Genomic DNA, 25,739 nt, shown 5'->3' on the forward strand with positions numbered 1-25,739 from the left:
GCAACCTGACCTACCGAGCCCCAGCGCACCCGGGCCGGGCACCCGCCGCCGACCGCTGCGGCGGACCCGCGCTCCTCCGGCTCCCAGCCCGGCCGGGCGCAGACGCGCCCGAGGCGACACGGGCCTGGCATCCGACACGAGCCCGACATCCGACACGGAGCTGACGCATGACGGCGGCCTGACACGCGATGCCGGCGCCTCCCCTTGAACGGGAGGCGCCGGCGTTCGGTGCGAGCGAGCCGCGATGACGACCGTCCGCTCCGGTCGATCTGCCGGACCGGTGATCGTTCCCGGATCCGGTCGTCACCGACTGCGCGGGCTCACAGGTACTCGATGGACACCGAGCCCGAGGTGGCGTCGAGGGTGATCGGGATGACGACCTCGGCGGAGGCGGGCGCCTCGTCGATCGCGATGTCGACCCTGCCGCTCGTCGAGCGCGTGCTGAGCCGGTACCCGGTGGCCTCCGTGTCCTCGACGTCGACGATCTCCGGGACGAAGAGCTCGACGGCCCCGGTCTTGCCGTTGATGTCGATGCCCTCGGTCGGGAGGGTCCGCGTGCCGAGCCGCGCCTCGACCCCACCGGTGTCGGTGTCGACCGTGAGCTTCTTCGCGACCGACAGGTCGTCGATCTCGACGGCGCCGAACTGGGTGTCGAAATCCGCGGTGCCGACGCTGCCGGATGCCCGCACGGCGCCCGTCGAGGTCTGCAGGCGCAGCGAGTCGGCGACGACATCGGCCTCGAGGTAGCCGGAGTTCGTCTCCGCGACGATTCCGCGGTAGGTCCCGTCGATCGAGGTCCGAGCGAAGTTCGAGGTGCTCGTGACGTCGAGCTCCTGCGCCTGGGACTCGGGCACCTCGACGGTGAGGGTGACCCGGTCGTTGTTGCTGCCGAGCATCGAGTCGCCGAGCCCGGTGAGCCCGACGGTGGTGACGCCGCCGGAGACGTCGACGGAGACTGCGGGGTCCTCCGCGCTCGACCCGCGGTAGTGGAAGGACACCGAGCCGGTCTTCCCCGGCGTGGTGACGATCCGGACGCGGGCGTTGCTCGCGTCGACGACGAGCTCGCTCATGGTCTCCGGCAGGTCGACGGTCTCCGAGGTCTCATAGGTGTTGACGCGCTTGGTGAAGTCGATGATCGCGCCGGTCAGCGGCAGGATGAGCGCGATGACGGCGATGGCGGCGATGATCAGGCGGATGACGAGGCGGGCGCCGGGGTTCATGCCGGCGGGTCCGGGAGTGCTGGGGGATGACATGGCGTGTCCTTTCGGGACTGCGGTGCAGAAGATCGATGTGGGGGCCCGGCCGCGGGCCGGTGGCGAGGTCGCGCGGTGCGGGCCGGACGCGGAGTCGAACGGGCCGGTGGTCAGGCTTTCGGGCTGTCAGGCGCGGAGGAAGCGGAGCACGGCGAGCACGCGCCGGTTCTCCGAGGTGTCGGCGGTGAGGCCGAACTTCGTGAACACCGAGCTGATGTGCTTCTCCACCGCGCCGGCGCTGAGGTACAGCGTCGAGGCGATCGCGGCGTTCGACTTGCCCTCCGCCATGAGCTGGAGGACCTCCCGCTCGCGCGGCGAGAGCGTCGCCAGACCGTCCTGCTTGCGGGAGCGGACGAGGATCTGGGTGACGACCTCGGGGTCGAGCACCGTGCCGCCGGAGGCGACCTCGGTGACGGCGGCGAGGAAGTCGTCGACGTCGGCCACCCGGTCCTTGAGGAGGTACCCGAACCCGCCGGTGTTCTCCGCGATGAGCTCGGCGGCGTAGCGCTCCTCCACGTACTGCGAGAGGACGAGCACACCGGTCTCCGGGTTCTGGCGGCGCAGCAGGACGGCGGCGCGGATGCCCTCATCGGTGAAGGTGGGAGGCATCCGCACGTCGACCACGGCGAGGTCGGGGCGGTCGGTGTTGACGGCGGCGAGCAGCCCGTTGGCGTCGGACACGGCACTCGTCACCTCGTGGCCGAACTCGGTGAGCAGGCGGACGATTCCTTCGCGCAGGAGGACGGAGTCCTCGGCGATCACGATGCGCATGGCACCTCCGCAACGATGGTCGTGGGTCCGCCTGCCGGGCTGGTGAGGCTGAGCGTGCCGCGGGCGGAGGTCACCCGGTCGGCGAGCCCGGCGAGGCCGGTGCGGCTGCCGTCGCGATTCACCTGCGCTCCTCCCCGTCCGTCGTCGGTGACGCTGATCTGCATCGATCGTCCGTCTCCCACGATACTCACCCGGGCGCGGCTCGCACCGGAGTGCTTGGCGATGTTCGTCAGCGATTCCGCGACGACGAAGTAGGCGACGGACTCCGCCTCGGTGCCCGGTCGGCGCGGCAGGTCGATGTGGACGTCGACGGGGATCACCGAGCGGGCGGCGAGCGCGGAGATCGCCGGGTCGAGGCCGCGGTCGGTGAGCACCGCGGGGTGGATGCCGCGGGCGAGCTGGCGCAGCTCGGTGATCGCGACCTTGCTCTCCGCGTGCGCCTCGGTGAGGAGCTGGCGGGCGTCCTCGGGGTGGGAGTCGAACTTCGACTTCGCCATCCCGAGCTTCATCGACATCGCGACGAGCATGGGCTGCACGCCGTCGTAAAGGTCCCGCTCGATCCGCAGCCGTTCGGCGGTGGCGGCATCGACGGCGCCCACGCGGGCCCGGTCGAGGGTGTGGACCTCGGCGCGGAGTGCGGCGGCCTGGGTCGCCGGGAGCAGTCCGCGGTCGAGCGCCCGGTCGAGGTAGGGCGCGAACCACAGGAGGGCGAGGGCGACGAGGATGCCGGTCACACCGAGCGCACCGTTGAGCAGCCGGAAGCCGGCCGCCGCCGGGTCGCCGATCGTGAACACCTCCGCCGAGGCGGGGGTGATGGCGCCGGCGAGCAGCACGAGTCCGAGGCCGGCGCCGACGATCGCGAGGGTGAAGGCGAAGAGCCCGTAGAGGGCCTTGACGATGTGGTGGGCGGTCGAGCGCCAGAACGCGCTCGAGCGCAGGATCAGCCACTGGGTCTCGAGGAAGCCGGCGAATCCGGTGCGCCGGGAGACTGGTGGGGTCGGTGCGGGGATCCCGTCGGCGTAGACCGCCTCCGCGCGGAGGCGCTCGACGTGGTTGATCCCGCGCTGGAGCAGGAACCACAGGAACAGGCAGATGATGCCGGCCCCAGCGGCGAAGATCCCGCCGATGCCGACGAAGAGGATCGAGATCGGCAGCCACAGCCACATCACACCGATGACGGCGGAGACGATGACGTTGGCGACGCCGAGGAATCCGGGTGGGGCAGGGTTCCAGGAACGCTCCGCCGGCTCAGGTGCGCCGGTGGCGGTGGATGCGGTGGCGGTCGACGCAGCGGTGGCGACGGTGGCGGGTTCCCCGGGTGCCGAGGCCCCGGGGTCCGTCCCGAGGTGCATGGTGCGCGGGAGGTCCGCGGGCCGGACCGGGGCGGGCGCCTCGAGCGTGGCGGTCGGGGCCGAGGCGCCTACCCGGGTATTCGTGGGTCGGGTGTTCGCTCGAGCTGCGTGTTCGCTGGTCGCGTTCTCGCGGGTCGAGGCACCGGCCGGGTACTCGCGGGTCGGGGCGGGTGAGGGGATCGGCCGGGTGGCGGGCACCTCGGCGGCGGGCGCCTCGGGACCGGGCAGCTCGGCGGGGACTGCGTCGTGGGCGGCCTAGCCGGGGGTCGTCGGACGAGTGGACGGACGGGTGGACGGGCGGTGCGTCGGGCCGCGGGGGCGGGGATTTCTCATTCATGCTGTCACCGTACGGATTCCGGGCATGCGCCCACTATGCGGTGGACCGTCCACCCGGCTTCGGGTTTTCCCGACCCGGGGCAGGGGGACGGGCGGACGCCGGGTCCGGCCGGGCTCGCCTCGCTGCGTCTCATGCCCTCCATCCGGCCATTGTCTCCCACCCGCGGATCGGTGAGGATGGCCTGAGTGTGACCGCCGTCATCCGAGAGGACCCCCATGCGCCTGTCGTCCCGTCCCTGGCTCCCCGCCGCCTCGCGCGAGCGGATCTCCGCCGTCACCGCGCAGACCTTCGCCGACACCGCCGCCCCGGGGAGCATCACCGCCGCGATCGAGGCGCTCGCACGGGACAGCGAGCGCTACTTGTACTGCCCGGAGACGTTGATCGAGCCGCCACGGCCCTGGCGTTCGTGTAGCGACACCACAGTGGTCGTCAGACAAGTGACTGTTTCTGGGCCGGGGCTTCCCTAGGGTGGGTGCATGCCCGTTTGGCAGCCAGCTATCCCGCAAGGGTTGCGCCCCCATCTCCTTTCCTGGGTGGGGTACGACTTCACCAGTACCGACACCGTCCACCACGGGGTTCCCTCGATGGGCGTCACGGTGGTGCTGTCCCTCGCAGAGCCCATCGACTGTGGCTGGCTTCATGGCGACGCGCGGCATCTCTGTGACGTACTAGTCTCCGGCCTGCACACCACTCCGGCTCTGATCCAGTCGAGGGGACGCCAGCAGGGCCTCGAATTGTCGCTCCACCCGCTCTCGACCCGTCGGCTTCTCGGGCTGCCGGCCGGGGAACTGGCCGGCTCGATGGTTGATGTGAATGATCTCTCGTGGCCCAGGCACCTGCTCGACCAGCTGCGGCAGTCAACGTGGCCACGACGGTTCCACCTCTTGGCGGCATTCCTCACCAAGAGGCTCGAGCAGCATCCTCATGCACCGCGCGCAGACCTGGTCGAGGCACTCGCGCGGATCCATCGGACCCGAGGCACGATCCCCATCTCCGGCCTGGCTCAGGACGTTGGCCTGTCCAGACGGCGGCTCTCAAGCCTGTTCAACCTCGAGACCGGTCTCTCGCCCAAGCAGGTGGCGCGCATCGCTCGCTTCACCCACGCCAAAGACTTGGTCCAGCGTGGCGCCCAGCCCTCGGACGTCGCGGCGATGGCCGGCTACAGCGACCAACCGCACCTGTCCCGGGAATGGAAGTCGATGACTGGATGGACGCTGCGCCAGTCGAAGGACGATTTCCCATTGCTTCAAGACACCGACATGCTTCCGGCGTGAGGCTAGAGCCATGACGACACCACAGCTGTTCCACTGCCTGCGCTATACAGACGCCGATCGAGGCATCGACTTCCTCCAAGCCATCGGCTTCACCACCGCCATGATCGTGCGGGATCCTGATGACGCGACCTTGGTGGCCCATGCGCAACTTGCCTGGCGTGACAACGGGGGCATCATGCTCGGCTCTGTTCGGGACGATGACCCGCATTACGGGCCGGGGATCTGCAACCTGGTGGTCGCCAGTGATGAGGACGTGGACAGCCTCTTCGCCGCAGCCCTGGCACACGGCGCGACCACCGTCACGGAGCCCAACGACGCCCCCCACGGAGGGCGCAACGCATGTGTCGCTGACTTCGATGGCCACTGGTGGAACCTCGACTCCTACCCGGGAGCCTGAGCCGGGGAACACCCCTCGACACCGTCATGTGCCACGGCTCACGAGTTCGTGCACATCTCAATGAGCCCTGGCCCACACAATCTCGCCGCCCGCGGCGGCAACTGGCCTTCCTGGGCGGCGCATGCCCCCAGGAAGGCCTCGTCATGTCCCACGCGAACGCCGCTCTCACCCCTCGCCACCGCCTGATCGTCGGCCGCTTGGTCGTCGATGACGGCTGGCCGATCAGCGAGGTCGCCGCCAGGTTCCAGGTCTCCTGGCCCACGGTGAAGCGCTGGGCCGACCGCTTCCGCACCGGCGAGCCAATGCAGGACAGGTCATCCAGGCCGCATCACTCACCGAACAAGACCAACCAGCAGACTGCCAGGCGCTGCGTCCGTCTTCGCCTGCGACTACGGGAGGGGCCGGTGCAGTTGGCCAGCCGATTTGGGATAGCCCCGTCCACGGTCCACCGCATCCTTACAGACGTGCACTTGAACCGGCTGTCGCACGTCGACCGCGCCACGGGAGAACCGGTGCGCCGTTACGAGCACGATCACCCAGGGTCGATGCTGCACGTCGACGTGAAGAAGCTCGGCAACATTCCCGACGGCGGAGGATGGCGCTACGTCGGGCGGCGACAGGGCGACAAGAACCGGGCCGCTACACCCGACAAGCCGAAGAACAAGCACTACGACCCGTTGATGGGCATGGCTTACGTCCATACCGTCATCGACGACCACTCCCGCGTCGCCTATGCCGAGATCCACGACGACGAAACCGCCCGCACTGCCACCGCCGTGCTGGTCCGAGCCGTCGAGTGGTTCAACGCCCGCGGCGTCACCGTCGAGCGGGTCCTATCCGACAACGGCGGCGCGTACCGCTCACACCTGTGGCGCGACACCTGCGCCGAACTCGGTATCCGGCACAAGCGCACCCGGCCCTACAGGCCGCAGATCAACGGGAAAATCGAGCGCTTCCACCGCACCCTGGCCGACGGATGGGCTTACGCCCGCTGCTACACCTCCGAAGCCGAACGACGGGGCGAGCTGGACGACTGGCTGCACTACTACAACCATCACCGGCCGCACACGGCCTGCGGGAACCTCCCGCCCTTCTCGCGATTGATCAACGTCTCCGGGCAGTACAGCTACTACTCCGAGCAGGCGCTCAACCTCAACCCCGCCTCGAACGTCATGAACCCCCGGGCCGAGGCGCTGCTCGCCGCCGGCATGGGGCCGCGCACCTCGCTGGGCTACCCGGGGGCGAAGATCGAGACCGGGCTGCGGGAGCTCGAGGCGATCGAGGTCATCACCGCCGAGCTCGCCGGCCGCGTGTTCGGCGCCGACTACGCCGAGGTGCGGGTGATGTCCGGGGCGATGGCCAACCTCTACTCCTTCATGGCGACGTGCCGGCCCGGGGACTCGATCATCGCCTCGCCGGCGACGATCGGCGGGCACGTCACCCACCACCGCGACGGCGCGGCCGGTCTCTACGGGATCACCACGCTCGAGGCGCCCGTCGACGCCGCGCGCTACTCGGTCGACGTCGATGCGCTCGCCGCGCTCGCCCGGGAGACCCGGCCGGCGCTCATCACGCTCGGCGGCTCCCTCAACCTGTTCGAGCACCCGGTGGCCCGGGTGCGCGAGATCGCCGACGAGGTGGGCGCGCGGGTGCTGTTCGACGCCGCCCACGTGTCCGGGATGATCGCCGGCGGGGTGTGGGCGAACCCGCTCGCCGAGGGCGCCCACCTCATGACGATGAGCACCTACAAGAGTCTCGCCGGCCCGGTCCACGGCCTCGTCCTGACGAACGAGGCGGAGCTCGCCGAACGCGTCGAGGCGATCGCGTTCCCCGGCCTCACCGCGAACTTCGATGTCGGCGCGGTCGCCGCTCTCGGGGTGACGCTCGCGGACTGGGAGGCGTGCGGGGCCGACTACGCGCGGACCATGCGGGAGACCGCCGGCGTCCTCGCCGAGGAGCTCGCCGCCCGGGGCATCGCGCCGTTCAGGGGTGCGGACGGCTTCACCGATTCGCACCAGTTCGCGCTCCTCGCTGCACCGTTCGGTGGCGGCTCCGTCATGGCCGCCGCGCTCGAACGGGCGAACCTGCTCGCCTACGGGATCGGCCTGCCCGGGCCGGAGGTCGCCGGCGACACGAACGGCCTGCGGATCGGCACCCCGGAGCTCGCTCGCCGCGGGCTCACCGTCGCCGACATGCCGCAGCTCGCGGACTTCATCGCACGCGCACTCACGGCCGGCGAGTCGGGACTCGCCGTCCGTGACCCGGGTGGGGGTGCTCATGGTTCCGGTGGTGCGTCCGGTGACCCGGCCTCCGCGCTCGCCGCCGAGGTGGCGGCATGGCGGGCCGGGTTCACCGGGGTGCACTTCACCGCCGGCTGAGGGGCTGCGAGGAGGTGGCGGGCGCCGTTGACCCGGTAGGAGCCGTTGACCCGGTGGGAGCCGTCACGGCGACCAGGGCAGGGGTGCCGGCGGGCGCCTCGGGCCCGGTGACCGATCCGGCGGGCGCCTCGGGCCCGGTGACCGATCCGGCGAGCGCCGGAGCCGGGGTGCGGAACTGGTCGGCGGCGCGGCCCTGATCGGGGCTGTTGGACTGATCGGTGCGGCCGGGCAGGTTGGTGCGGCCGGTCCGGTCCCAGCGGGGCAGTCGCCACAGGGCGATGGCGGTGAACACGACCGTGGTGGCGACCGCCACGGCGACCCCGATCGCCTGGATCTCCGTGACGTTCATGTCGACGAGGCCGAAGGCTGCGAGGACGAAGATCAGCGTGTTGTTGACGACGTGGAGCCCGATCGCGAGCTCGAGCCCGCCGGACCGGTGGGTGAGCACACCCATCGCGACGGCGAAGACCGTGATGTCGATGAGGCCGATCCAGTTGTAGTCGTGGGCGATGACGAAGAACGGCACCGGCGCGAGGTACGCCCAGGCGGGGTGGCGCAGCCAGCCGCCGATGACCTGCGGCAGCACACCGCGGAACGCGAGTTCCTCCGCGGCGGCCTGGAAGGGCACGAACAGCAGGGCGATGAGCAGCGCGACGAGCGTGCGCTCGTCGATCACCGGGTGCGGGATCGGTTCGCCCAGGCCCAGCAGCGAGGACACGAGCATCGAGGCGCCGATGAGCACGAGCGACAGGATCATCGACCGGCCGAGCAGGCCCCACCGCATCCGGCCGGTGACGGACAGCAGCGAGCCGACCGGGCGACCGCCGCCCAACCGGACGCCGATGAGGCAGGCGGGGATGAGGACGATGAGGGTCAGCAGGGAGTAGAGCTGGACGATCGGAGCGCCCATGTCCGTCTCCCCTGCGGTGAAGGTCTCGATGATCGGGGTGCCGCCGGGCAGGAGCGCGGCGATGCCGAAACCGACGGTGACGAGGACGAGGAGGACGAGGTAGGTCGCGCCGGTGGCGAGCAGGGTGAGCAGCGGGCGCCACCACCGGTGGGAACCGTGCGCGCGGCCGAGCAGGTGGAACGGGACGGGCGCGGCGGACGCAGCGGCGGCGGTGCCGGGCGCCGGGGTTGCCGCGGTTGAGCCGGGTGCCGCGGCGGGCTCGGCGCCGGCCGCGGGTCGGGCCGCCGAGGATCGGGCGGCGGGGGTGGTCAGGGATGCGGAGGATGCGATGTATTCGTTCATGTCTTCAGTCTTCGCGCCTCGTCACGCCCGCGGTATCGGTCAGCGGGGTGAACGCGCGCGGCGAAGGGATGATGTCGGATCATCCCTTCGGACGACAGCGGCCGAACCCGGGCGCGCCCTAGGATCGAGGGGATGACGACTCTGCCCGCTCCGAACCCCTGGACCCGCCGTGCGGTGGTCGCGACGATCATGGTCGCCGGCGTGCTCCTCGGCCTGGGCCTGCTCCTCTTCACCGTCTGGACGTACATCGACCCGGTGGCGGCGGGAGTGGAGCCGATCCCCCAGGAGCGGGCCTACGCGCTGTTCCTGGTCCAGGTCGTGACCGGGGTCGCGGGGATCGTCCTCACCCCGTTCGCCCTCCGCCACTCCGCGGCGGAGGCCGACCCGCTCGGCACCGCGAGCGGGCCGCGGTCGGCGCTGATCTGCGGCCTCCTCGTCATCGCACTCGGGATGTTCTCCCCGCTCGGAGTGCCGCTCGCGGTGGTCGTCCTCGTTTCCCACTGCTCCCGCCGGTCCATCGCCTGGCCGGTGGCGGCCGTCGTGACGTATGTCGTGGGCGCCTTCGTCGCCGAGCTCCTCGGCGTCGACGGGGATCCGGGTTTCGCCTGGGGGTACCTCGCGCTCAGCCTCGTCATCCCGGTGATCGCCCTGCTCATCGGGATGATCCGCAGGCGACGTCGCGAGAACCGGCAGCGTGTTCTCGCGCAGGCCCGGATGACCGAGGCCGAATCCGCCGCGCGGGAGGACCGCGCCCGGATCGCCGAGCGCACGCGGATCGCCCGCGACATGCACGATTCCCTGTCCCACCGCCTCAGCCTCATCGCGATGCACGCCGGCGCGCTCGAGTACCGGGCGGAGACCGACCCGGAGGACGTCCGGGAGAGCGCGGCCACGATCCGCGAATCCGCCCACGCCGCCGCGGCCGACCTGCGCGCCGTGCTCTCGGTGCTCCGCGAGGAGCAGGAGAACACCGCGCCGCGCCTCGACCTCGAGGAGCTCGCCGCCGAGGCGCGCCGGGCCGGCACCCCGGTCGACATCACGTGGGAGGCGCCGCTGTCACCGGCCGACCACTCCCGGGCGCCGACGCTCATCGCCCACACGCTGTACCGGATCGTCCAGGAGGGGCTGACGAATGCGCGGAAGCACGCGCCCGGCGCGCCGGTCCGGGTGACGGTCAGCCCGGCCCGCCGCGCGGTGGTGCTCCGGGTGAGCAACCCCGGGCCGGCCGATCCTGCCGTCGGGATGCCGCCGGGAGGGACCGAGGCGCGCGTGCCGGGGTCCGGCCTCGGGCTCGTCGGGCTCGACGAGCGGGTCAGGCTCGTGGGCGGCACCCTCGAGGTGCGGCCGGCGGGCCCGGGACACGACGAGCACATCATCACGGCGACCCTGCCGTGGGAGACGGGAGACCGACGAGCATGACCGCACCGCACGCCCAGAACCCCGCACCCGAACGGATCCGCGTCGTCATCGTCGACGACGAACCGCTCATGCGCACCGGCCTGCGCCTCATCCTCGGCGGGGCTCCCGACATCGAGGTCGCCGGCGAGGCGGGCAACGGCGAAGAGGCGCTCGCCGGGATGCCCGGGTGGGCGCCCGGCGTCGTCCTCATGGACATCCGGATGCCGGTCCTCGACGGGATCGGCGCGACCCGGGCGATCGTGGAGGGTGCCTCGGACCCGGCCCGCGCACCCCGGGTGCTCGTGCTCACCGCCTTCGACACCGACGGCTTCATCCTCGAGGCGCTCCGCGCCGGGGCGGTCGGTTTCCTCCTCAAGGACACTCCGCCCGCCGAGCTCGTCGGTGCCGTGCGCTCGGCGGCCGCGGGGACGAACGCGATGAGCCCGAGCGTGGTGCGGCGTCTCGTCGACCTCGCCGGCGCCTCGGCCCCGGCCGCGGAACCGCCGGCCGACCCGCTCGCCGGGCTCAGCGCGCGCGAGCGTGAGATCGCCGAGTGCGTGGCGGCGGGGATGACGAACGGGGAGATCGCCGCACAGCTCTTCGTATCGCTGCCGACGGTGAAGACCCATGTGGCGCGGGTGTTCGACAAGCTCGGGGTGACCAACCGGGTGCAGCTCGCGATCCTCGTCCTCGAAGCGCGGTGAGGAGCGCCGGCGTGTGCTCGCGGTTCCGGGAGCGCACAGTGGCACCGGGAGTGCACGATGTTTCCAGGAGTACACGGTGGCTCCAGGAGTGCACGATGGCACCGGCCGGATGTGGACTCCCCGTGAGATCCCCGGCGCACCGGGTCGGCCCCCGCACGGTGAGCGGGTGCGGTTTGTAGAGTGGTCGGCATGACGGAACAGGTGTCGACGAACGGGCCGAGCCCCCTGCGGTCGCGCACCCGGACCCTGACCCTGTGGTGGATCGCCGCCGCCGGTGGGCTCACCCTGTCGGTGGTGTTCCACATGACGCAGGCCTTCACCCCCGGGACCGTGAGCATGCTCGGCGGGCCGGAGATCGGCTCCGTCTACGACCAGCCCTCGATCGTCATGTTCTCCGTCGACCTGTGCCTCGGGGTGCTCGCGCTCGCGCTCCTGCCGGCCGCTCTCACCCACGACCCGATGGAGGTCGAGGAGTCCTACGTCGGCCCGCCCTCGGCGCTCGTCGCCGGGCTCGTCGTGCTCACCGTCTGGATGGTGTCCGTCATGGCCGCGCCCGCCGGGGCGATCGTGCTCATCTCGATCTCCTCCCGGCTGTCGGCCAATTGGACGGTGCCGGCGGTGTTCGCCTCGCTGCTGTCGATCGTCGTGTACGAGCTCACGATGTCGACCGACCTCGGCATCGACTGGGTGGTCATCGCGATGGCGATGGGCGTGACGCTCGCGCTCGTGGGCGTCGGCGCCCTGCGCGGCTCCCTGATCCGCCGCCAGGCGCGCGCCGCCGGCGGGTGAACGCCGGGCGAAGTGTGGTGGTTCCGGCAAAGAGTGGTACCTGCAATGCCACCACTCTCCGCCGTAAGTCCCACAGTCCGCACGATGCCGGCGCTCGTGCCGCCTCGGCGGCGACTCGCCGCACGCCTCGGCTGGGATGCGGACCTCACTGTCCCACCGATTGATTCTCGCTGTAACATGAAACCCGAATGATTGATACCCGATCGGTTCAGGTCCGTTCGGGTGGCAAAGGAGATGTTCGATGACGCACAAGCCCCGTCCGCGCCCCGATACCCCGCACTACATGACCGAGGACCGCGTCGAGCTCCAGAAGCTCGCGCGCCAGTTCGCCCGCGAGGTCGTCCTGCCGATCGCCGACGAGGTCGACCCCGAGGAGGGACAGTTCCCCGCGGAGATGGTCCAGCAGATGGCCGACATGGGCTTCTTCGGCATTCTCATCCCCGAGGAGTACGGCGGCCTGGGACTCGGCGTCTTCGAGTACTGCCTCGTCGCCGAGGAGCTGTCCCGCGCCTGGATGAGCGTCGGCGGACTGCTCGCTCGCGGCAACGGCATGGGCGGCGGCTTCTCCGAGGAGCAGGAGCAGCGCCTCCTGCCCAAGGTCGCCACCGGCGAGTACCTGGGCGCATTCGCCCTGTCCGAGGCCGAGGCCGGCTCCGACGTCGCGAACATCAAGTGCAAGGCGACCAAGGACGAGGCCACCGGCGAATGGGTCATCAACGGCACCAAGATGTGGTGCACCTACGCCGACCAGGCCGACTACATCATCCTCTTCGCCCGCACGAGCGTCGACGAGGACCCGAGCAAGCGCCACCGCGGCATCTCCGCCTTCCTCATCGAGAAGGAGCGCGGGACGTTCCCCGGGGGCATGTCCGGCACCCCGGCGCGCAAGATCGGGTACTTCGGCTGGAAGACCTGGGACCTCAACTTCGACAACTTCCGCCTGCCCGCCGACGCGCTGCTCGGCGAGGAGGGCAAGGGCTTCTACCAGGCAGTGTCCGGGCTCGAGGTGGGCCGCGCCCACACCGCCGCCCGCTCGATCGGGCTGGCCCAGGCCGCGCTCGAGGACTCCATCGACTACATGCACCAGCGCACCCAGTTCAACCACAAGCTCGCCGACTTCCAGCACCTGCGATTCAAGGTCGCGGACATGGCCGCGCAGATCGAGGCGTCCCGCCAGCTCATGTACCACGTGTGCACCCAGATCGACACCGGCCGCCGGTGCTCGAAGGAGGCCGCGATGGTCAAGTACCTCGCCGCGGAGATGTCGGAGAAGGTGACGAGCGAGGCCGTGCAGATCCACGGCGGCGCCGGCTACACCAAGGACTTCGCCGTCGAACGGCACTGGCGCGACGCCCGCCTGACGAAGATCTTCGAGGGCTCCTCCGAGATCCAGATGCGCATCATCTCCGACGAGCTCCTGGGCCGCTGAGGCGCCGGGCCGCCGCGGCTCGACCCCACGCTCGAACCAGCGATCTCCGGCGGTTCCGCTCTCAGGAACCGCCGGAGATCGCTGTCTCAGAAGGTCACTTGACCGAGCCGCCCACTCCTGGCGCTCGGAACCGGGTCACCGCTCCGATCGGGACCAGAATTCTGCGAGATCACGGCCGAGCGCCTCGGCCTCCTGCATCGGCAGCGAGTGCGTGGCACCGGCCCACAGGGTCACCTCGGCGTCCGGCAGCAGCTCGTCGGCGCGACCGGCCGCCTTCTCCCCGCCCGCCAGGGAGTCGGTATCGCCGAACGCGGCGTACACGGGCATGGTGAGCGCACGGAGCTCGTCGTCATCGAGCACTGCCGGCATCGGGAGCGCGGAGTGATAGTGCTCGCTGCCCGCACTGATCATGCGCGCCACCGGGTCCTCGGGATCGTAGGGGACTCCCCCGATCTCACCGAGCGCACGGTTGCGCAGACCCTCGGGGATGAGTGGCAGTGATCCGACCATCGCCCAGGCGAACTTCCCCACGGGCGGGTTCGCCACGGTCATGAACGGCTCGAGCAGGGTCAGCGATGCGACATCGCCGGGATGGGACAGGGCATAGGCTGCGGCACCTGCGCCGCCGAATAAATGCCCGACCACGTGCGCACCGTCGGGAGCGAGCTGGGCCAGTGCCTCGGAGATCCACTCCGCCTGGTCCTCGAACGAAGCGATCGGCACCCCCTGCACCGACATCCCCGCGTCCCCGATCGCGTCGAAGGCGATCACCCGGCGGTGGGCTGCGAATCCCGCGAGGTTCTCCGCCCACATCGGGACTCCCGAGGACATTCCCGGGATGAGCACGACCGGGACAGTGCCCTCGGCCTCCGGGCTCGACCATTCGTAGGCGCGGACGGTCCCGAACGCCGTCGGAAGGTCGTGGACCGCGGTGGGCTCGGGCAGGAATCGCATCGCCGCGTCGTACGACTCGGTGTAGTCGGCCCGGCCTTCGGCGGTCCGGAAGTGCCCGACGCCCGGGGCTCCGAAGAAGAACTCCCCGGTTGCGACGATACCGACGATCGCGAGGAGCACCGTCACGGCTCGGGCGACCCGGGATCCGCAGCCGCCGCGCCGCCGACCCTCGGTCGGCCGGGCGTCCTCCTCGGTGGTCATGGTCGCCTCGGTCATGGGCACCTCCCCTTTTGCAATATGTGCATATTGTAAACGGAGAGGAGTTGTTCCGTACAGTCGTCACATGCCCAAGATCGTCGATCACGCCGAGCGCCGCAGCGAGATCGTCGTCGCACTGTGGTCCACCATCTACGCCGAGGGGATCAGCGGCGTCTCATTCGCCGCGGTCGCCCGTCACGGCGGGATCTCGATCGGCCGGATCCAGCACTATTTCGCCACCAAGCGCGACCTCGTCCTCGCCGGCGTGCGCGCGATCGTCGCGGCGGCGGAAGAGGATTTCCGGTCGACTCCGGAGGGATCCGAAATCCCCGGGGACGAGCCCGCACGATCGTCCCGCGCAACCCCGATCGATGAAGGCGACGCGACCGATCACGCCGTCGACACGCTCCGCTCGCTCCTCACCGGGCAGATCCCCGAAACGCAGGAGGCCCGGATCGGATCAGCCGTCTGGTCCGCCTACCTCGCGGCCTCGATGGCGGATCGCGAGATCGCTGCAGTCGTCCACGATGCGCTCGGCGGCACGCGGGAGCTCATCGCACAGCTCGTCGCGCAGATCCGACCGGACCTCGCACACGCAGAGGTCGGTACCCTCGCACTCCGCCTCTCCGCCCTGCGCGACGGACTCGCGCACGAGGTGCTCCACGGCACCGCAGCGCCGGAATCCGCCCGGGCGGTGATCGAATCGGAGATCGCCGCACTCACCAGCCGGGGGTGAGGGCGAAGCTCGCACGGATGAGGCACTGCACCTCGGCGGCGTCGAGCGCATCCTCCGCGTCGCCGAGCAGCACGCTCGCCCAGCTGCCCTTGTGCATGTGATAGGCGGGGAGGACGCCGCCGCCGTCGAGCAGCGCATCGAGCTCGTCGGGGTCGACCTTGATGTTCATGACCTCGTGGACCGCGTCCCCGGCCAGTCCGAGCTTCTCCGCGGGCACGTCCATGACGAGCGCGAACCACTTGCCCGTGTCCGCGTGCCGCAGCACCGCGTAGTCCGGGTGGTGCATCCACGGGAAATCCGGTTCGATCGAGAACTCGTCGGCGACGAACGCGAGCACTGCGTCCCTGTCCATGTCTTCCCTCTCGTCGTGGAGCCCGCGGCCGAGGCGCCCCGCACCCCGCCGCCACCACGATCCCACCCCGCAGCACACCTCGCCAATCCCGTGGTCCTGCATCCTCAATGCGACCGCTTCCCACCGATGCAACTGTTTCTCCCCTGTTTCGAGGCCACTGGGCCGGAATTCGTTCGTCCATCGGAGAAACAGCTGCATCGTGCGTCCGAACGGCCGCCGTGCACCAGCATGCGGACCTGCCTCGACACCCGCCACCGGGAGTGATGGAATATGAGCACCCGCTTATGCGCAGTTGATCGAGGAGGATAAAGATGCAGGTTTTCGCCGTCCACGGCCCCGGAGAGCCCGTCAAGGAGATCGAGGTTCCCACACCGGAGCTCGCCGGGAAGGAAGTGATCGTCCACATCACCCACTCCGGCGTCTGCCACTCCGATGTCCACTGCCAGGAGGGGCACTTCGACCTCGGTTCGGCCGGCAAGCTGCCGATCGCAGCCTCCGGCGTCCAGTGGCCGGCGGTGTTCGGCCACGAGATCGTCGGCACCGTCGTCGCCGCCGGGCCCGAGGCCACCGTGCAGCCCGGTGACACGCAGTACATCGTCTTCCCGTGGATCGGCTGCGGCAAATGCCAGGCCTGCCGCGAGGACCGCGAGAACTACTGCCCGCGCGGCCGCAACCTCAGCGTCGGCCTGCGCGGCGGATTCGCGCGCGAGGTGTGGGTGCCCGACGAGCGCTACCTCATCGAGCTCGGTGACCTCGACCCGGCCTGGGGCGCGACGCTCGCCTGCTCGGGCGTGACGAGCTACTCCGCGGTGAACAAGGTGCTCCCGCGCGGCGAGGAGGATGTCGTCGCCGTGATCGGCGCCGGCGGTGTCGGCCTCATGGCCGTCGCGATCCTCAACGCCCTCGGGCACAAGAAGATCGCGGTCGTCGACGTCAGCGACGAGAACCTCGAGATCGCGAAGAAGCTCGGGGCGACGATCACCTTCAACTCGAAGGTCGAGAACCCGACCGCCGGTCTGATCGAAGCCGCCGGGGGCAAGATCGCCGCGGCGATCGACTTCGTCAACAACGGCGCCACCGCGTCGATGGCGCTCGGCGCGCTCCAGAAGGGCGGCCAGCTGGTGAGCGTCGGACTGTTCGGCGGCGAGCACACCTACCCGACGACTCTGCTCGCCCTCCAGGTGTTCACCATCCAGGGCAACTTCGTGGGCAGCCTGCCGGAGCTCAAGGCGGTCGTCGAGCTGGCGCGCACCCACGACCTGCCCCAGCTCCCGATCGTCGAGCTGCCGCTGAGCGCGGACAACATCAACGCCTCACTCGAGGACCTCGCAGCGGGCAAGTCGCGCGGTCGCACTGTGCTCGTGGCGGACTGATCGCCGAAGGCGGGCCGGCCGCACCGGAGCCGTCCGACACAGCCATGCCCCGCAGAACCGCTCGGTTCTGCGGGGCATGGCTGTGCGGGTGCGGATCAGGCGAGCTTGCCGGCGACCTCGACGACGCGCTTCGACATGTGCTCGAGGGCGTCGATGGTCGGCTGCTCGAGCTCGTTCTGATTGTCCCCACCGGTGACGTGCGAGACGCCGTAGGGGTTCCCGTCGACGAACTTGAGCTGGTCGGTGTAGCCCGGGGCGACGATGATGCCGCCGAAGTGCATGATCATCTGGTACATGTGCTGCAGGGTCGTCTCCTGCCCGCCGTGCGCGGTCTGGGACGAGGTGTAGGCCGCGTAGACCTTGTTCGCGAGCTTGCCCTGTCCCCACAGCCCACCGAGCGTGTCGATGAACGACTGGAACGAGCCGGTGACGTTGGAGTAGCGGGTGGGCGAGCCGAAGATCACGGCGTCGGCCCACACGATGTCGTCGCCGGTGGCGGCGGGCAGGTCCTTCGTCGCCTCGTAGTTGGCGCTCCAGGCCGGGTTCTCGGCGAACACCGAGGGGTCGACCTGCTCCTCGATGTGGCGGACGCGCACCTCGGCGCCGGCGGCCTGGGCGGCGCGCTCGATCTCGGCGGCCATCTTCGTGCCGTGGCCAGTGGCGGAGTAGTAGATCACTGCGAGCTTGGTCATGTGGATCACCTTTCGATCACGGGTCGGATCTGTTGAAATCTGAACCATCTGACGTCTTCACCCTAGTCAGCGGCCTCCGGTCCCGGCCAGCATTCCGCCCGGATACCCAGCGGGCGTGGATACGATGATCAGACCGGACCCGGGCAGGACCGGTCCGGAACGTGCCGCCGCCCGACATCGGTGGCGCGGACCGCCGGGTGCCGCCCCGGGCGCCGGCAGAGGAGTGATGAGAATGCGCACCGGAAGACTCGACCCCGCCGCCCGCTCCCGGGCGATCGACACCCTGGCCCGCACCTCGGCGGCGACTCCGCTCGACATCCTCGTCGTCGGCGGCGGAGTGACCGGCGCCGGCGTCGCCCTCGATGCCGCGACCCGCGGCCTGCGGGTGGGGATCGTCGACGCGGGCGACTGGGCCTCGGGCACATCCTCGAAGTCCTCGAAGCTCGTCCACGGCGGCCTGCGCTACCTCGAGATGCTCGACTTCGCCCTCGTCGCCGAGGCGCTCCGCGAGCGCGATCTGCTCCTCACCACCCTCGCCCCGCACCTCGTGCGCCCCGTGTCCTTCGTGTTCCCGCTCGACTCGCCCGTCGCCGACCGCGCCTACATCGGCTCGGGCATGACGCTCTACGACGCGATGGCGATCCGCCCCGGGACGCGCCGCGCGATGCCGCTCCACCGCCACCTCGGCCCGCGCGGCCTGCGCAGCCGCTTCCCCGGCCTGCGCACCGAGCACGGCGGGATCGAGTACGGCGACGCGCAGGTCGACGACGCCCGCCTCACGCACACGCTGATCCGCACGGCCGTCGCCCACGGCGCGGTGGCGGCCAACCACGCCCCGGTCACCGGCTACCTCCATGCGTCGGAGAGCACGGACGGGGCTGCTGGCGGATCCGCAACCCCGAGCAACAGCGACGGCGAGAGCGGGAGCGACGGCAGTGGCACCGGCAGGGCTTCCGGCGGGGACACCGGCAGGGCTTCCGGAGCAGACAGTTCCGCGGGCCCAGCCTCCTGCACAGAGGATCCCGCGGGCCGGGGCACCGGCCGGCCCATCGTCGGGGTGCGCGCCCGCGACGAGCTCACCGCGGAGGAGTTCACGATCCACGCCCGCCACACCGTGCTCGCCACCGGCGTGTGGACCGAACGGCAGCAGCAGCTCACCGGCTCCTCCGCCGGGCTGCGGGTGCTCGCCTCCAAGGGCATCCACATCACCGTGCCGCGGGACCGCATCGCCGCCGACCCCGGCCTCGGCGTCATCACCCGCACGGAGACCTCGGTGCTCTTCATCATCCCGTGGGGCGAGCTGTGGCTCATCGGCACCACCGACACCCCGTGGCGCGAGAGCGTCAGCCATCCGCTCGTCACCGCCGAGGACATCGAGCGGGTGCTCACCAACGCCAACGCCGTGCTCAGCGAGCCGCTCGAGCGCACCGATGTCGTGGCCGCCTACGCGGGCCTGCGCCCGCTCGTGCAACCGCCGGCGGATTCCGACGACAGCACCCGGGTGTCACGCGAGCACGCGACCAAGGAGATCGCGCCGGGCGCCTCGGCGATCGTCGGCGGGAAACTCACGACCTACCGGGTGATGGCGGAGGACGCGGTGGACTTCGCACTCCGCGCCCGCCGCCCGCACCCGCGCAGCCGAACCGAATCCGTGCCGCTGCTCGGCGCGGACATCACGGAGATCACCGGCCCGCGCCGGGAGCGGCTCCGCGCCGCCCACGGCTGGGACGACGCGCGCCTCGACCGGCTGCTCCACCGCTACGGCTCGCTGCTCGGCGAGCTGCTCGACCTCATCGACGAGCGCCCCGAGCTCGCGGAGCCGCTGCCGGGGGCGCGGGAGCACCTTGCGGTCGAGGCGGTCTATGCGGTGCGAGCCGAAGGCGCTGTTCACCTCGCCGACGTGCTCCACCGACGGCTGCGCTGCGACCTCGCGTGCGCCGACCGGGGCGTGGAGGCTGCCCGGGCGGTCGCCGCGCTCATAGCCCCGGACCTGGGCTGGGATGCCGAGGCGACCGCCGCCGAGCTCCAGGGGTTCACCGCGGAGGTCGCCGCCCAACGTGCGGCGGAGCGCACGCGGACCGACGCCGAGGCTGTCGCGGAGTACGCCGCCCGGAGCCGGGAGTGAGCACAGATACGGGTGCAGGAGAACGGATGACCGCGGCGGGGCGCAGGGAGACCCGCCGGGTGGTCGACTGGCTCCTGCCGATCGACCCCGCCGCGCATGCGGAGCATCTGCCTGCGGACTGGCGCACGCGCCGGGACGCGAGCGCGGTGTGGGAGGCGATCGGGCGATCCCAGCCCATCGGGCAGTGGTGCCTGCGCAGCGGGTACCGGACCATGCGTTCGGGTGATCGGATCTGGGCGTACCTGTCGCGCCGCCAGGAGCTCTGCGCGGTCGGCACGGTGAGGGAGATCGTGGAGGACACGGAGTGGTTCGTCCTCATCGACTGGGACGAGCCCCGCACCGCGAAGCTGTGCCGCGACCCGCTGCCGCGTGCGGTCTTCGGGCAGGTGCCGATGTCGACGTGCCGGGCCGGGGTGCGTGCCGCCTCGGCGCTGGCGGAGCGCTTCGCCGCGCTCGGGTAAGGCCCGGGTCCGGCCTCTGCTGAGGCTCGTGGCGGAGGCTCGGTTCAGGAGTCGCCGCTCGTGCAGATGCAGGCGCGGTTGCCCTGCTTGTCCTCGAGGACGGTGAAGCTCGGGGCGTGGCTGGTGTCGACGACGGTGCCGCCGGCCTTGACCGCCCGCTCGATCCGGGCCTGCGCCTGGTCGTCGGGCACCCACACGTCGAGGTGGAAGCGCTGCCGAGGGGTCTCGTGCTGCTCGGTGAGCTGGAACCACAGCGGCGGCACCTGGCCGGTGATCTCCGTGACCGTTCCGCCGTAGGACGAGAAGAACTCCGCGGAGCCCTGCACACGTCCGATGTCGCCGTCGAGCACGGCGGCCCAGAACGGTGCGATGGATTCTGCGCGCACGGTGTCGAGGGCGATCTCGATCTCGGTGAGCCGCTCCGGTGCGGCGCTCACGCCGAGCCGGGCGGCGATCCCGCTGATCGTCTCCGCCATGTCGAGGTCGCGCTGGGTGACCCCGCCGGCGCTGTGGCTCACGAGGGCGAGGTCGACGTGGAGGTACCGGAGGTCGATGTCCGGGTGGTGGTCGGCGGTCTCCGCCGCCTCGGCCACGGCGTCGACTAAGCGGATGCCGGTGGCGAAGTCCCCGGTGAGGAACCGCGCGCGGACGATCCGGTTCATCAGGCGCCACTGAGCGGGGAGGTTCGCGCGGATGACATCGCCGGTGAGGATCTTCATGGATCGATTATCCCGTGTCCGCGCGCCCGTGTCAGCCCCCGATCCCCCACCCGAGACCTCAAAATGCGAAGGTTCCTGGGAGCCGATCCGCAATGTATCGCAAGGTCACTGGCGCTCCTCGACACAGGCGCTCCGCGTCACAGGCGCTCCGCGTCGAACTGCGCGGTATCCCGATCCAGGCGCGCAATGACGCGTTCGAATCGGGATACCGCGCAGTTCGTCGGAGACAAGCCCGATACCGCCTGCCCCGACGCGAGCGGGGCGCCGTTTTCGCTCCCGCGAATCGGACGCCAATAGAGTCGGGCGCCTATAGGTCGAAGGCCAAGAGAGTCAAACACCTACAGATCGAGTGCCAGAAGAGTCTTGCACCTTGAGGCCGGGTGCCGATAGGCCGGGCGTCTGCAGGTCGAGTGCCGAAAGTGTGCAATTTCTCGCGGTTCCGTTCACAGGAACCGCAAGAAATTGCACTCTGGGTGGAATCAGGCGTCGGTCATCGCGGCGCGCTTCTCGCGTGCGCCGACGAGCGCCTCGCCCCAGAGCACCATGTCGTCGATCATCGAGGCGAACGGCTGGACCGAGACCTCCTGCGGAGTGAACTGCCCGTCGGTGAAGTCGGTGAAGATGCTGAAGGAGGTCTGGTCGCGCACCACGGCGACCCGCGAGTTCGCGAGGATCAGGCGCAGGTGCTCGGCCGCGCGCACGCCTTTGTCGGCGCCGTAATTCACGATGCCGGCGACCTTGTGGTTGAACTCGAGGCTGACGTAGTCGAGGGCGTTCTTGAGGCCGCCGGGGACCGAGTGGTTGTACTCGGGGGTGACGAAGATGTAGCCGTCGAACTCGGCGAGCTTGGCGCCCCACGCCTTGGTGTGGTCGTTCTGGTACATGTGCGCGCCCGCCGGGATCGGCTCATCGAGGACCGGTAGGTCGAAGTCGTCGAAGCGCACGATCTCGGCCTCGATCCCGCCGCGGGCGGCGAGCTGCTGGGCCATCCAGTCGACGACCTGGGGGTTGAGGGCATTGGGTCGGTTGGTCCCGGCGATGATGGCGATCTTCAGCATGTCTCTCCTGTGTAGGCTGGCGGATGTCGAGGGGGATCTCGTGCGGCGGTGCCGGACTTCCGAGACCGCCGATGCTGCGGCGGTGGCCGACCGAAGACCCGGATCCCTGCGTCTTCACTCAGACTAACTTAGTTCAAAGTTGAATCATTCCATGACCAGTAAGGGTTTCCTCACAGCGCCGCCCCACCCGGCACCGTGCCGCCGACTCCTCCCCACCGCCGCCGAGGCGCCCGCCACCCGGCACCGCCCTCGGCCCGGCGCCCACCGCTCCACCGGCCTCACCGCTCCACCGCCCTCACCGCGCCACCGGCCGCCCGGCGCGCGGCCGCCCGGTACGACCGGCGTACACTCACGCAAGACCCCTTGATGCAATCCCCGCCCGCGCAGCGAACGGAGCCGGCATGGCCAGCCACGAGAAGCACATCGAGAGTCCCCTGTCCGGCATCGACGACACCGCGCATCCGCCCCGGCGGGTGCGGCACCCGTCCCACGCCGACAAGCCGGACTCCCCGAGCGATCTCACCAAGCCCTCGTGGAAGAACATCGCGCGCACGACGTACCGGGAGTACCTCGACGACGAGTGCATGGACCTGGCCGCCGGACTCACCTATCGCATGGTGCTGTCGACGTTCCCCGCGCTCATCGCGCTCGTGTCCATGCTCAGCCTCGTGGGCCAGAGCGGATCGCTCGAAACCGTCCTCCGGCAGGCCGACCGCGTGGTCCCCGCGGACACGTGGAAGACCATCGAGCCAGCGCTCTCCGCGGTCCTCACCGCTCCTGCCCCCGGGCTCGGCCTCGTCCTCGGTCTCGTCATCGCACTGTGGACGGCCTCGGGCTACACCAAGGCATTCGGCCGGGCCATGAACCGGATCTACGACGTCCCAGAGGGACGCGGTCTCATCAAGATCAACGTCCAGATGTACGGACTCACCGCCCTGCTACTGGCCCTCGGCGCGATCGCACTCGTGATCTTCGTCGTGTCCGGCCCGATCGCGGAGTTCATCGGCGGTCTCATCGGACTCGGCGGGACGGCGGTGACGGTGTGGAACATCGCCAAGTGGTTCCTGCTCGCCGGCGTCGTCATCGTCGTCGTCGCGCTCCTCTACTACGCCACCCCCAACGTCAAGCAGCCGCGGTTCCGCTGGATCAGCATCGGCGCCGTCGTCGCGATCGTCGTCTCAGTCCTCGCGACCCTCGGTTTCTTCTTCTACGTGACGAACTTCGGCAACTACAACGCGACCTATGGGGCGCTCGCCGGCGTCGTCGTCCTGCTCCTGTGGCTCTACATCGTCAACGCGGTGCTCCTCCTCGGAGCGGAGATCGATGCCGAGCTCGAGCGCGGTCGCGAGCTCCAGGCGGGACTGCCGGCCGAGCGGGAGATCCAGCTGCCGCCGCGCGACACCACCGCGAGCGACACCCGTGAGAAGAACTTCGCCGAGGACGTCGAGCGGGCGCGCGCCCTGCGGATCTCCGCGGGCGAGACCTCCGAACCCGACGAGGCGCCCCGCAGCTGATCGCCGCAGGGCGCCTCGGGAGCGCCCCCTCGCACCTGAGGCCGCGCTTCGGGGGCCCGGACCTCGGACTCCGGAGATCGAGCCTCAGGCTCGGGCCTCGAGGATGACCTTGAGCGCCTTGGTCTCCGCTGCGCGACCGAACACGTCGTAGGCCTCGATGATGTCGTCGAGCTCGAAGGTGTGCGAGACGAACGGCGTGGCATCGAGCTTCTTCGAGGCGACCATCTTGAGCAGGGTGTCGGTGGTGTTGGCATTGACCAGACCCATCGTCATCGCGATGTTCGAGATCCACAGGGTGTCGAGCGGCAGGTCCACCCCGGTCCCGTGCACGCCGACGTTCGCCACGGTGCCGGCCGGGCGGACGATGTCGAGGCACATGGTGAAGGTCTGCGGGATGCCGACGGCCTCGATCGCCACGTCGACGCCGAGATTGTCGGTCATTGCCATGACCTGGTCCTTCCAGTCCGCGTCCGAGGACACCACGCCGTCGGTCGCGCCGAACTTCTTCGCCTCCTCCACGCGGTTCGCGTCGAGATCGATGGCGATGACCCGTGAGGGACCGTAGAGGTCGGCGGTGAGCATCGCGGCGAGGCCCACCGGCCCGGCGCCGATCACGGCGACGACATCGCCGGGCTTGACGCGCCCGTACTGCACACCGATCTCGTGACCCGTGGGCAGGATGTCGGACAGGAGCACGCCCTCGGCGTGGCTCACACCCTCGGGCAGCTGGTGGAGCGAGGTCTCCGCGTAGGGCACGCGGACGTACTCGGCCTGCGTTCCGTCGATGAGGTGGCCGAAGATCCAGCCGATGCCCTCCGCACCCTCCGCCCCGAGGCAGTGGGAGTTCACGCCCTGCTTGCAGTAGGAGCAGCGGCCGCAGGCGGACACGCACGAGATGATGACGCGGTCGCCCACGGACAGCGTCGTCACCGCGGAGCCCACCTCGGTGATGGTGCCGACGCCCTCGTGCCCGAGGATCCGACCCTCGGTCACCGCGGGGACATCGCCCTTGAGGATGTGGAGGTCGGTGCCGCAGATGGTCGTGGTGTCGATCTTGACGATGACATCGCTGGGCTGCTGGATCGTGGGGTCCGGCACCTCGTCCCAGGACTTCTGACCGGGGCCGTGGTAGACGAGAGCTTTCATGGTGTCTCCTTCGCAGTATCGCGGCGCCGGGATGACTCCGCGGCATGTTCCTATAGTCGAACCCGCATATGCGAACACGTGATGGCCATCACATGTCGGGAGCATGCCGTCCGCATAACGGACCCACCGCCGGACTCACCGCCGCAGCCCACCGAACGCCCCTCGCCCGCTCTGCGGACACGCGTTGACCGCCCCGTGAGCCCTCCATAGACTCGGGAGCAGTACCTGAACGATTGTTCAGTTCTGCGGCGGTCGCCGCCGGACCCTGCGTGCGAAGGAGCACCCATGACCTCGATCGGACCCGAAATCGACTACCGGGTGGAGGACGGCGTCGCTGTCATCACCCTCAACCGGCCCGAGCGTCGCAATGCCTTCAACCGCGCGCTGCTCGCCGCCTGGGCCGCCGCGATCGACACCGCCGCCTCCGACCCCGAGGTCAAGGTCCTCCTCATCACCGGCGCCGGCAAGGGGTTCTGCGCCGGGGTGGACCTCGGCGAGTTCGGTGGGGTGACGGAGACCCTCGAGCGCCGCGCCTACCTCGCCGACGACGTCCACGCCGTCGCGCGCGCCCTCGAGCACCTCGAGAAGCCCTATATCGCCGCGATCAACGGTGATGCGATCGGTGCGGGGATGGACATGGCGCTCATGGCCGACATCCGCCTCATCGGCACCGAGGCCCGGCTGTCGCAGGGGTACGTGCGCGTCGGCCTGGTGCCCGGCGACGGCGGGGCGCACATGCTGCCGCGCATCGTCGGCGAGCAGCGCGCGCTCGAGCTCATGTGGACCGGCCGGTTCATCGACGGCGCCGAGGCGACCGAGCTCGGCATCACCATGGCCCACCACCCGGACGGGGAGCTGCTGCCGGCAGCGATGGAGCTCGCGAAGTCGCTCGCCGCCGGCCCGCCGATCGCGATCCGCACGATCAAGCGCCTGACCCGCATCGCGCGCACCCAGTCGCTCACCGACCACCTCGTCCACGCCGCCGCGGAGCAGGCGGTCATCCAGTCCACCGCGGACTCCGCCGAGGCCGTCGCCGCCTTCAAGGAGAAGCGCGCCCCGCGCTTCGAGGGACGCTGA

Annotated in this window: 22 protein-coding genes and 2 pseudogenes; 14 read left to right on the plus strand and 10 right to left on the minus strand. The window is 70.3% G+C overall.

Going from position 1 to position 25,739, the window contains the following annotated elements:
- Nucleotides 1–320: 320 nt before the first annotated feature.
- From FDF13_RS02295 to FDF13_RS02305, 3 genes are all read right to left on the minus strand, one after another.
- Entirely contained in the window at nt 321–1,253 is a 933-nt protein-coding gene (locus FDF13_RS02295; protein WP_137318280.1) for a DUF4097 family beta strand repeat-containing protein, read from the minus strand.
- Nucleotides 1,254–1,379: 126 nt separating this feature from the next.
- A complete protein-coding gene (locus FDF13_RS02300; protein WP_137318281.1) occupies nt 1,380–2,024 on the minus strand; it encodes a response regulator transcription factor in 645 nt (214 codons plus the stop codon).
- Nucleotides 2,012–3,574: a sensor histidine kinase gene (locus FDF13_RS02305; RefSeq protein ID WP_137318282.1), complete on the minus strand. Its 1,563-nt coding sequence runs from the start codon at nt 3,572–3,574 to the stop codon at nt 2,012–2,014. Before FDF13_RS02305 ends, FDF13_RS02300 begins: the two co-directional genes overlap by 13 nt.
- A gap of 672 nt (nt 3,575–4,246) precedes the next feature.
- On the opposite strand from FDF13_RS02305, the gene FDF13_RS02310 reads away from it, so the two are divergent.
- From FDF13_RS02310 to glyA, 4 genes and pseudogenes are all read left to right on the plus strand, one after another.
- Nucleotides 4,247–4,987, plus strand: a complete 741-nt coding sequence (locus FDF13_RS02310) for an AraC family transcriptional regulator (protein WP_254668866.1) — start codon at nt 4,247–4,249, stop codon at nt 4,985–4,987.
- 10 nt (nt 4,988–4,997) lie between these two features.
- A complete protein-coding gene (locus tag FDF13_RS02315) occupies nt 4,998–5,384 on the plus strand; it encodes a VOC family protein (RefSeq protein ID WP_010534680.1) in 387 nt (128 codons plus the stop codon).
- 143 nt (nt 5,385–5,527) lie between these two features.
- A pseudogene (locus tag FDF13_RS02320) lies at nt 5,528–6,508 on the plus strand (IS481 family transposase); the annotation flags it as partial.
- A gap of 72 nt (nt 6,509–6,580) precedes the next feature.
- Nucleotides 6,581–7,762 (plus strand): annotated as a pseudogene (glyA, locus tag FDF13_RS02325) (serine hydroxymethyltransferase); the annotation flags it as partial.
- Here the strand turns inward: glyA and FDF13_RS02330 are convergent.
- Nucleotides 7,749–9,014: a type II CAAX endopeptidase family protein gene (locus FDF13_RS02330; RefSeq protein WP_137318283.1), complete on the minus strand. Its 1,266-nt coding sequence runs from the start codon at nt 9,012–9,014 to the stop codon at nt 7,749–7,751. The pseudogene glyA and the gene FDF13_RS02330 overlap by 14 nt on opposite strands.
- Before the next feature lie 132 nt (nt 9,015–9,146).
- Here FDF13_RS02330 and FDF13_RS02335 point away from each other — a divergent pair, with 132 nt between their 5' ends.
- From FDF13_RS02335 to FDF13_RS02350, 4 genes are all read left to right on the plus strand, one after another.
- Nucleotides 9,147–10,433 carry a sensor histidine kinase gene (locus FDF13_RS02335; RefSeq protein WP_137318284.1) on the plus strand — a complete coding sequence of 429 codons (1,287 nt, stop codon included), beginning with the start codon at nt 9,147–9,149 and terminating at the stop codon, nt 10,431–10,433.
- Nucleotides 10,430–11,116: a response regulator transcription factor gene (locus FDF13_RS02340; protein WP_137318285.1), complete on the plus strand. Its 687-nt coding sequence runs from the start codon at nt 10,430–10,432 to the stop codon at nt 11,114–11,116. Before FDF13_RS02335 ends, FDF13_RS02340 begins: the two co-directional genes overlap by 4 nt.
- 189 nt (nt 11,117–11,305) lie before the next feature.
- Nucleotides 11,306–11,905 (plus strand): hypothetical protein, encoded by a 600-nt coding sequence (locus FDF13_RS02345; RefSeq protein WP_254668867.1) that lies wholly within the window; start codon nt 11,306–11,308, stop codon nt 11,903–11,905.
- A gap of 241 nt (nt 11,906–12,146) precedes the next feature.
- On the plus strand, nt 12,147–13,334 hold the full coding sequence (locus FDF13_RS02350) for an acyl-CoA dehydrogenase family protein (protein ID WP_137318286.1): 1,188 nt from the start codon (nt 12,147–12,149) through the stop codon (nt 13,332–13,334).
- A gap of 135 nt (nt 13,335–13,469) precedes the next feature.
- Here the strand turns inward: FDF13_RS02350 and FDF13_RS02355 are convergent, their stop codons facing one another.
- Nucleotides 13,470–14,504, minus strand: a complete 1,035-nt coding sequence (locus tag FDF13_RS02355; RefSeq protein WP_217494884.1) for an alpha/beta fold hydrolase — start codon at nt 14,502–14,504, stop codon at nt 13,470–13,472.
- A gap of 67 nt (nt 14,505–14,571) precedes the next feature.
- Between FDF13_RS02355 and FDF13_RS02360 the strand changes: the two genes are divergently transcribed.
- Nucleotides 14,572–15,222 carry a TetR/AcrR family transcriptional regulator gene (locus tag FDF13_RS02360; protein WP_175406817.1) on the plus strand — a complete coding sequence of 217 codons (651 nt, stop codon included), beginning with the start codon at nt 14,572–14,574 and terminating at the stop codon, nt 15,220–15,222.
- On the opposite strand, the gene FDF13_RS02365 is transcribed toward FDF13_RS02360, so the two are convergent.
- Nucleotides 15,206–15,574: an MmcQ/YjbR family DNA-binding protein gene (locus FDF13_RS02365; RefSeq protein WP_175406818.1), complete on the minus strand. Its 369-nt coding sequence runs from the start codon at nt 15,572–15,574 to the stop codon at nt 15,206–15,208. The two genes, FDF13_RS02360 and FDF13_RS02365, sit on opposite strands and share 17 nt — an antisense overlap.
- Nucleotides 15,575–15,885: 311 nt before the next feature.
- Here FDF13_RS02365 and FDF13_RS02370 point away from each other — a divergent pair, with 311 nt between their 5' ends.
- Complete coding sequence (locus FDF13_RS02370) at nt 15,886–16,947, plus strand: alcohol dehydrogenase (RefSeq protein ID WP_137318289.1); 1,062 nt, start codon at nt 15,886–15,888, stop codon at nt 16,945–16,947.
- A 95-nt stretch (nt 16,948–17,042) separates the two neighbouring features.
- Here the strand turns inward: FDF13_RS02370 and wrbA are convergent, their stop codons facing one another.
- The gene (gene wrbA / locus FDF13_RS02375) at nt 17,043–17,639 is read right to left on the minus strand and encodes an NAD(P)H:quinone oxidoreductase (RefSeq protein WP_137318290.1); all 597 of its coding nucleotides are present in this window, start codon (nt 17,637–17,639) and stop codon (nt 17,043–17,045) included.
- A gap of 232 nt (nt 17,640–17,871) precedes the next feature.
- On the opposite strand from wrbA, the gene FDF13_RS02380 reads away from it, so the two are divergent.
- Complete coding sequence (locus tag FDF13_RS02380; RefSeq protein WP_137318291.1) at nt 17,872–19,764, plus strand: glycerol-3-phosphate dehydrogenase/oxidase; 1,893 nt, start codon at nt 17,872–17,874, stop codon at nt 19,762–19,764.
- Between the two features lie 26 nt (nt 19,765–19,790).
- Nucleotides 19,791–20,225, plus strand: a complete 435-nt coding sequence (locus tag FDF13_RS02385; protein ID WP_137320323.1) for a hypothetical protein — start codon at nt 19,791–19,793, stop codon at nt 20,223–20,225.
- 44 nt (nt 20,226–20,269) lie between these two features.
- Here the strand turns inward: FDF13_RS02385 and FDF13_RS02390 are convergent, their stop codons facing one another.
- Together FDF13_RS02390 and FDF13_RS02395 are read right to left on the minus strand one after the other, a co-directional pair.
- Nucleotides 20,270–20,944, minus strand: a complete 675-nt coding sequence (locus tag FDF13_RS02390; protein ID WP_137318292.1) for a 4a-hydroxytetrahydrobiopterin dehydratase — start codon at nt 20,942–20,944, stop codon at nt 20,270–20,272.
- A 479-nt stretch (nt 20,945–21,423) separates the two neighbouring features.
- On the minus strand, nt 21,424–22,002 hold the full coding sequence (locus FDF13_RS02395; RefSeq protein ID WP_137318293.1) for an NADPH-dependent FMN reductase: 579 nt from the start codon (nt 22,000–22,002) through the stop codon (nt 21,424–21,426).
- A 401-nt stretch (nt 22,003–22,403) separates the two neighbouring features.
- On the opposite strand from FDF13_RS02395, the gene FDF13_RS02400 reads away from it, so the two are divergent.
- Nucleotides 22,404–23,516, plus strand: a complete 1,113-nt coding sequence (locus tag FDF13_RS02400; RefSeq protein ID WP_137318294.1) for a YihY/virulence factor BrkB family protein — start codon at nt 22,404–22,406, stop codon at nt 23,514–23,516.
- Nucleotides 23,517–23,600: 84 nt separating this feature from the next.
- On the opposite strand, the gene FDF13_RS02405 is transcribed toward FDF13_RS02400, so the two are convergent.
- Entirely contained in the window at nt 23,601–24,662 is a 1,062-nt protein-coding gene (locus FDF13_RS02405) for a zinc-dependent alcohol dehydrogenase family protein (RefSeq protein ID WP_137318295.1), read from the minus strand.
- A 285-nt stretch (nt 24,663–24,947) separates the two neighbouring features.
- Here FDF13_RS02405 and FDF13_RS02410 point away from each other — a divergent pair, with 285 nt between their 5' ends.
- The gene (locus FDF13_RS02410) at nt 24,948–25,739 is read left to right on the plus strand and encodes an enoyl-CoA hydratase/isomerase family protein (RefSeq protein WP_137318296.1); all 792 of its coding nucleotides are present in this window, start codon (nt 24,948–24,950) and stop codon (nt 25,737–25,739) included.

The sequence above is a fragment of the Brevibacterium sp. CS2 genome (genome assembly GCF_005280295.1).
GTDB lineage: Bacteria > Actinomycetota > Actinomycetes > Actinomycetales > Brevibacteriaceae > Brevibacterium > Brevibacterium pityocampae.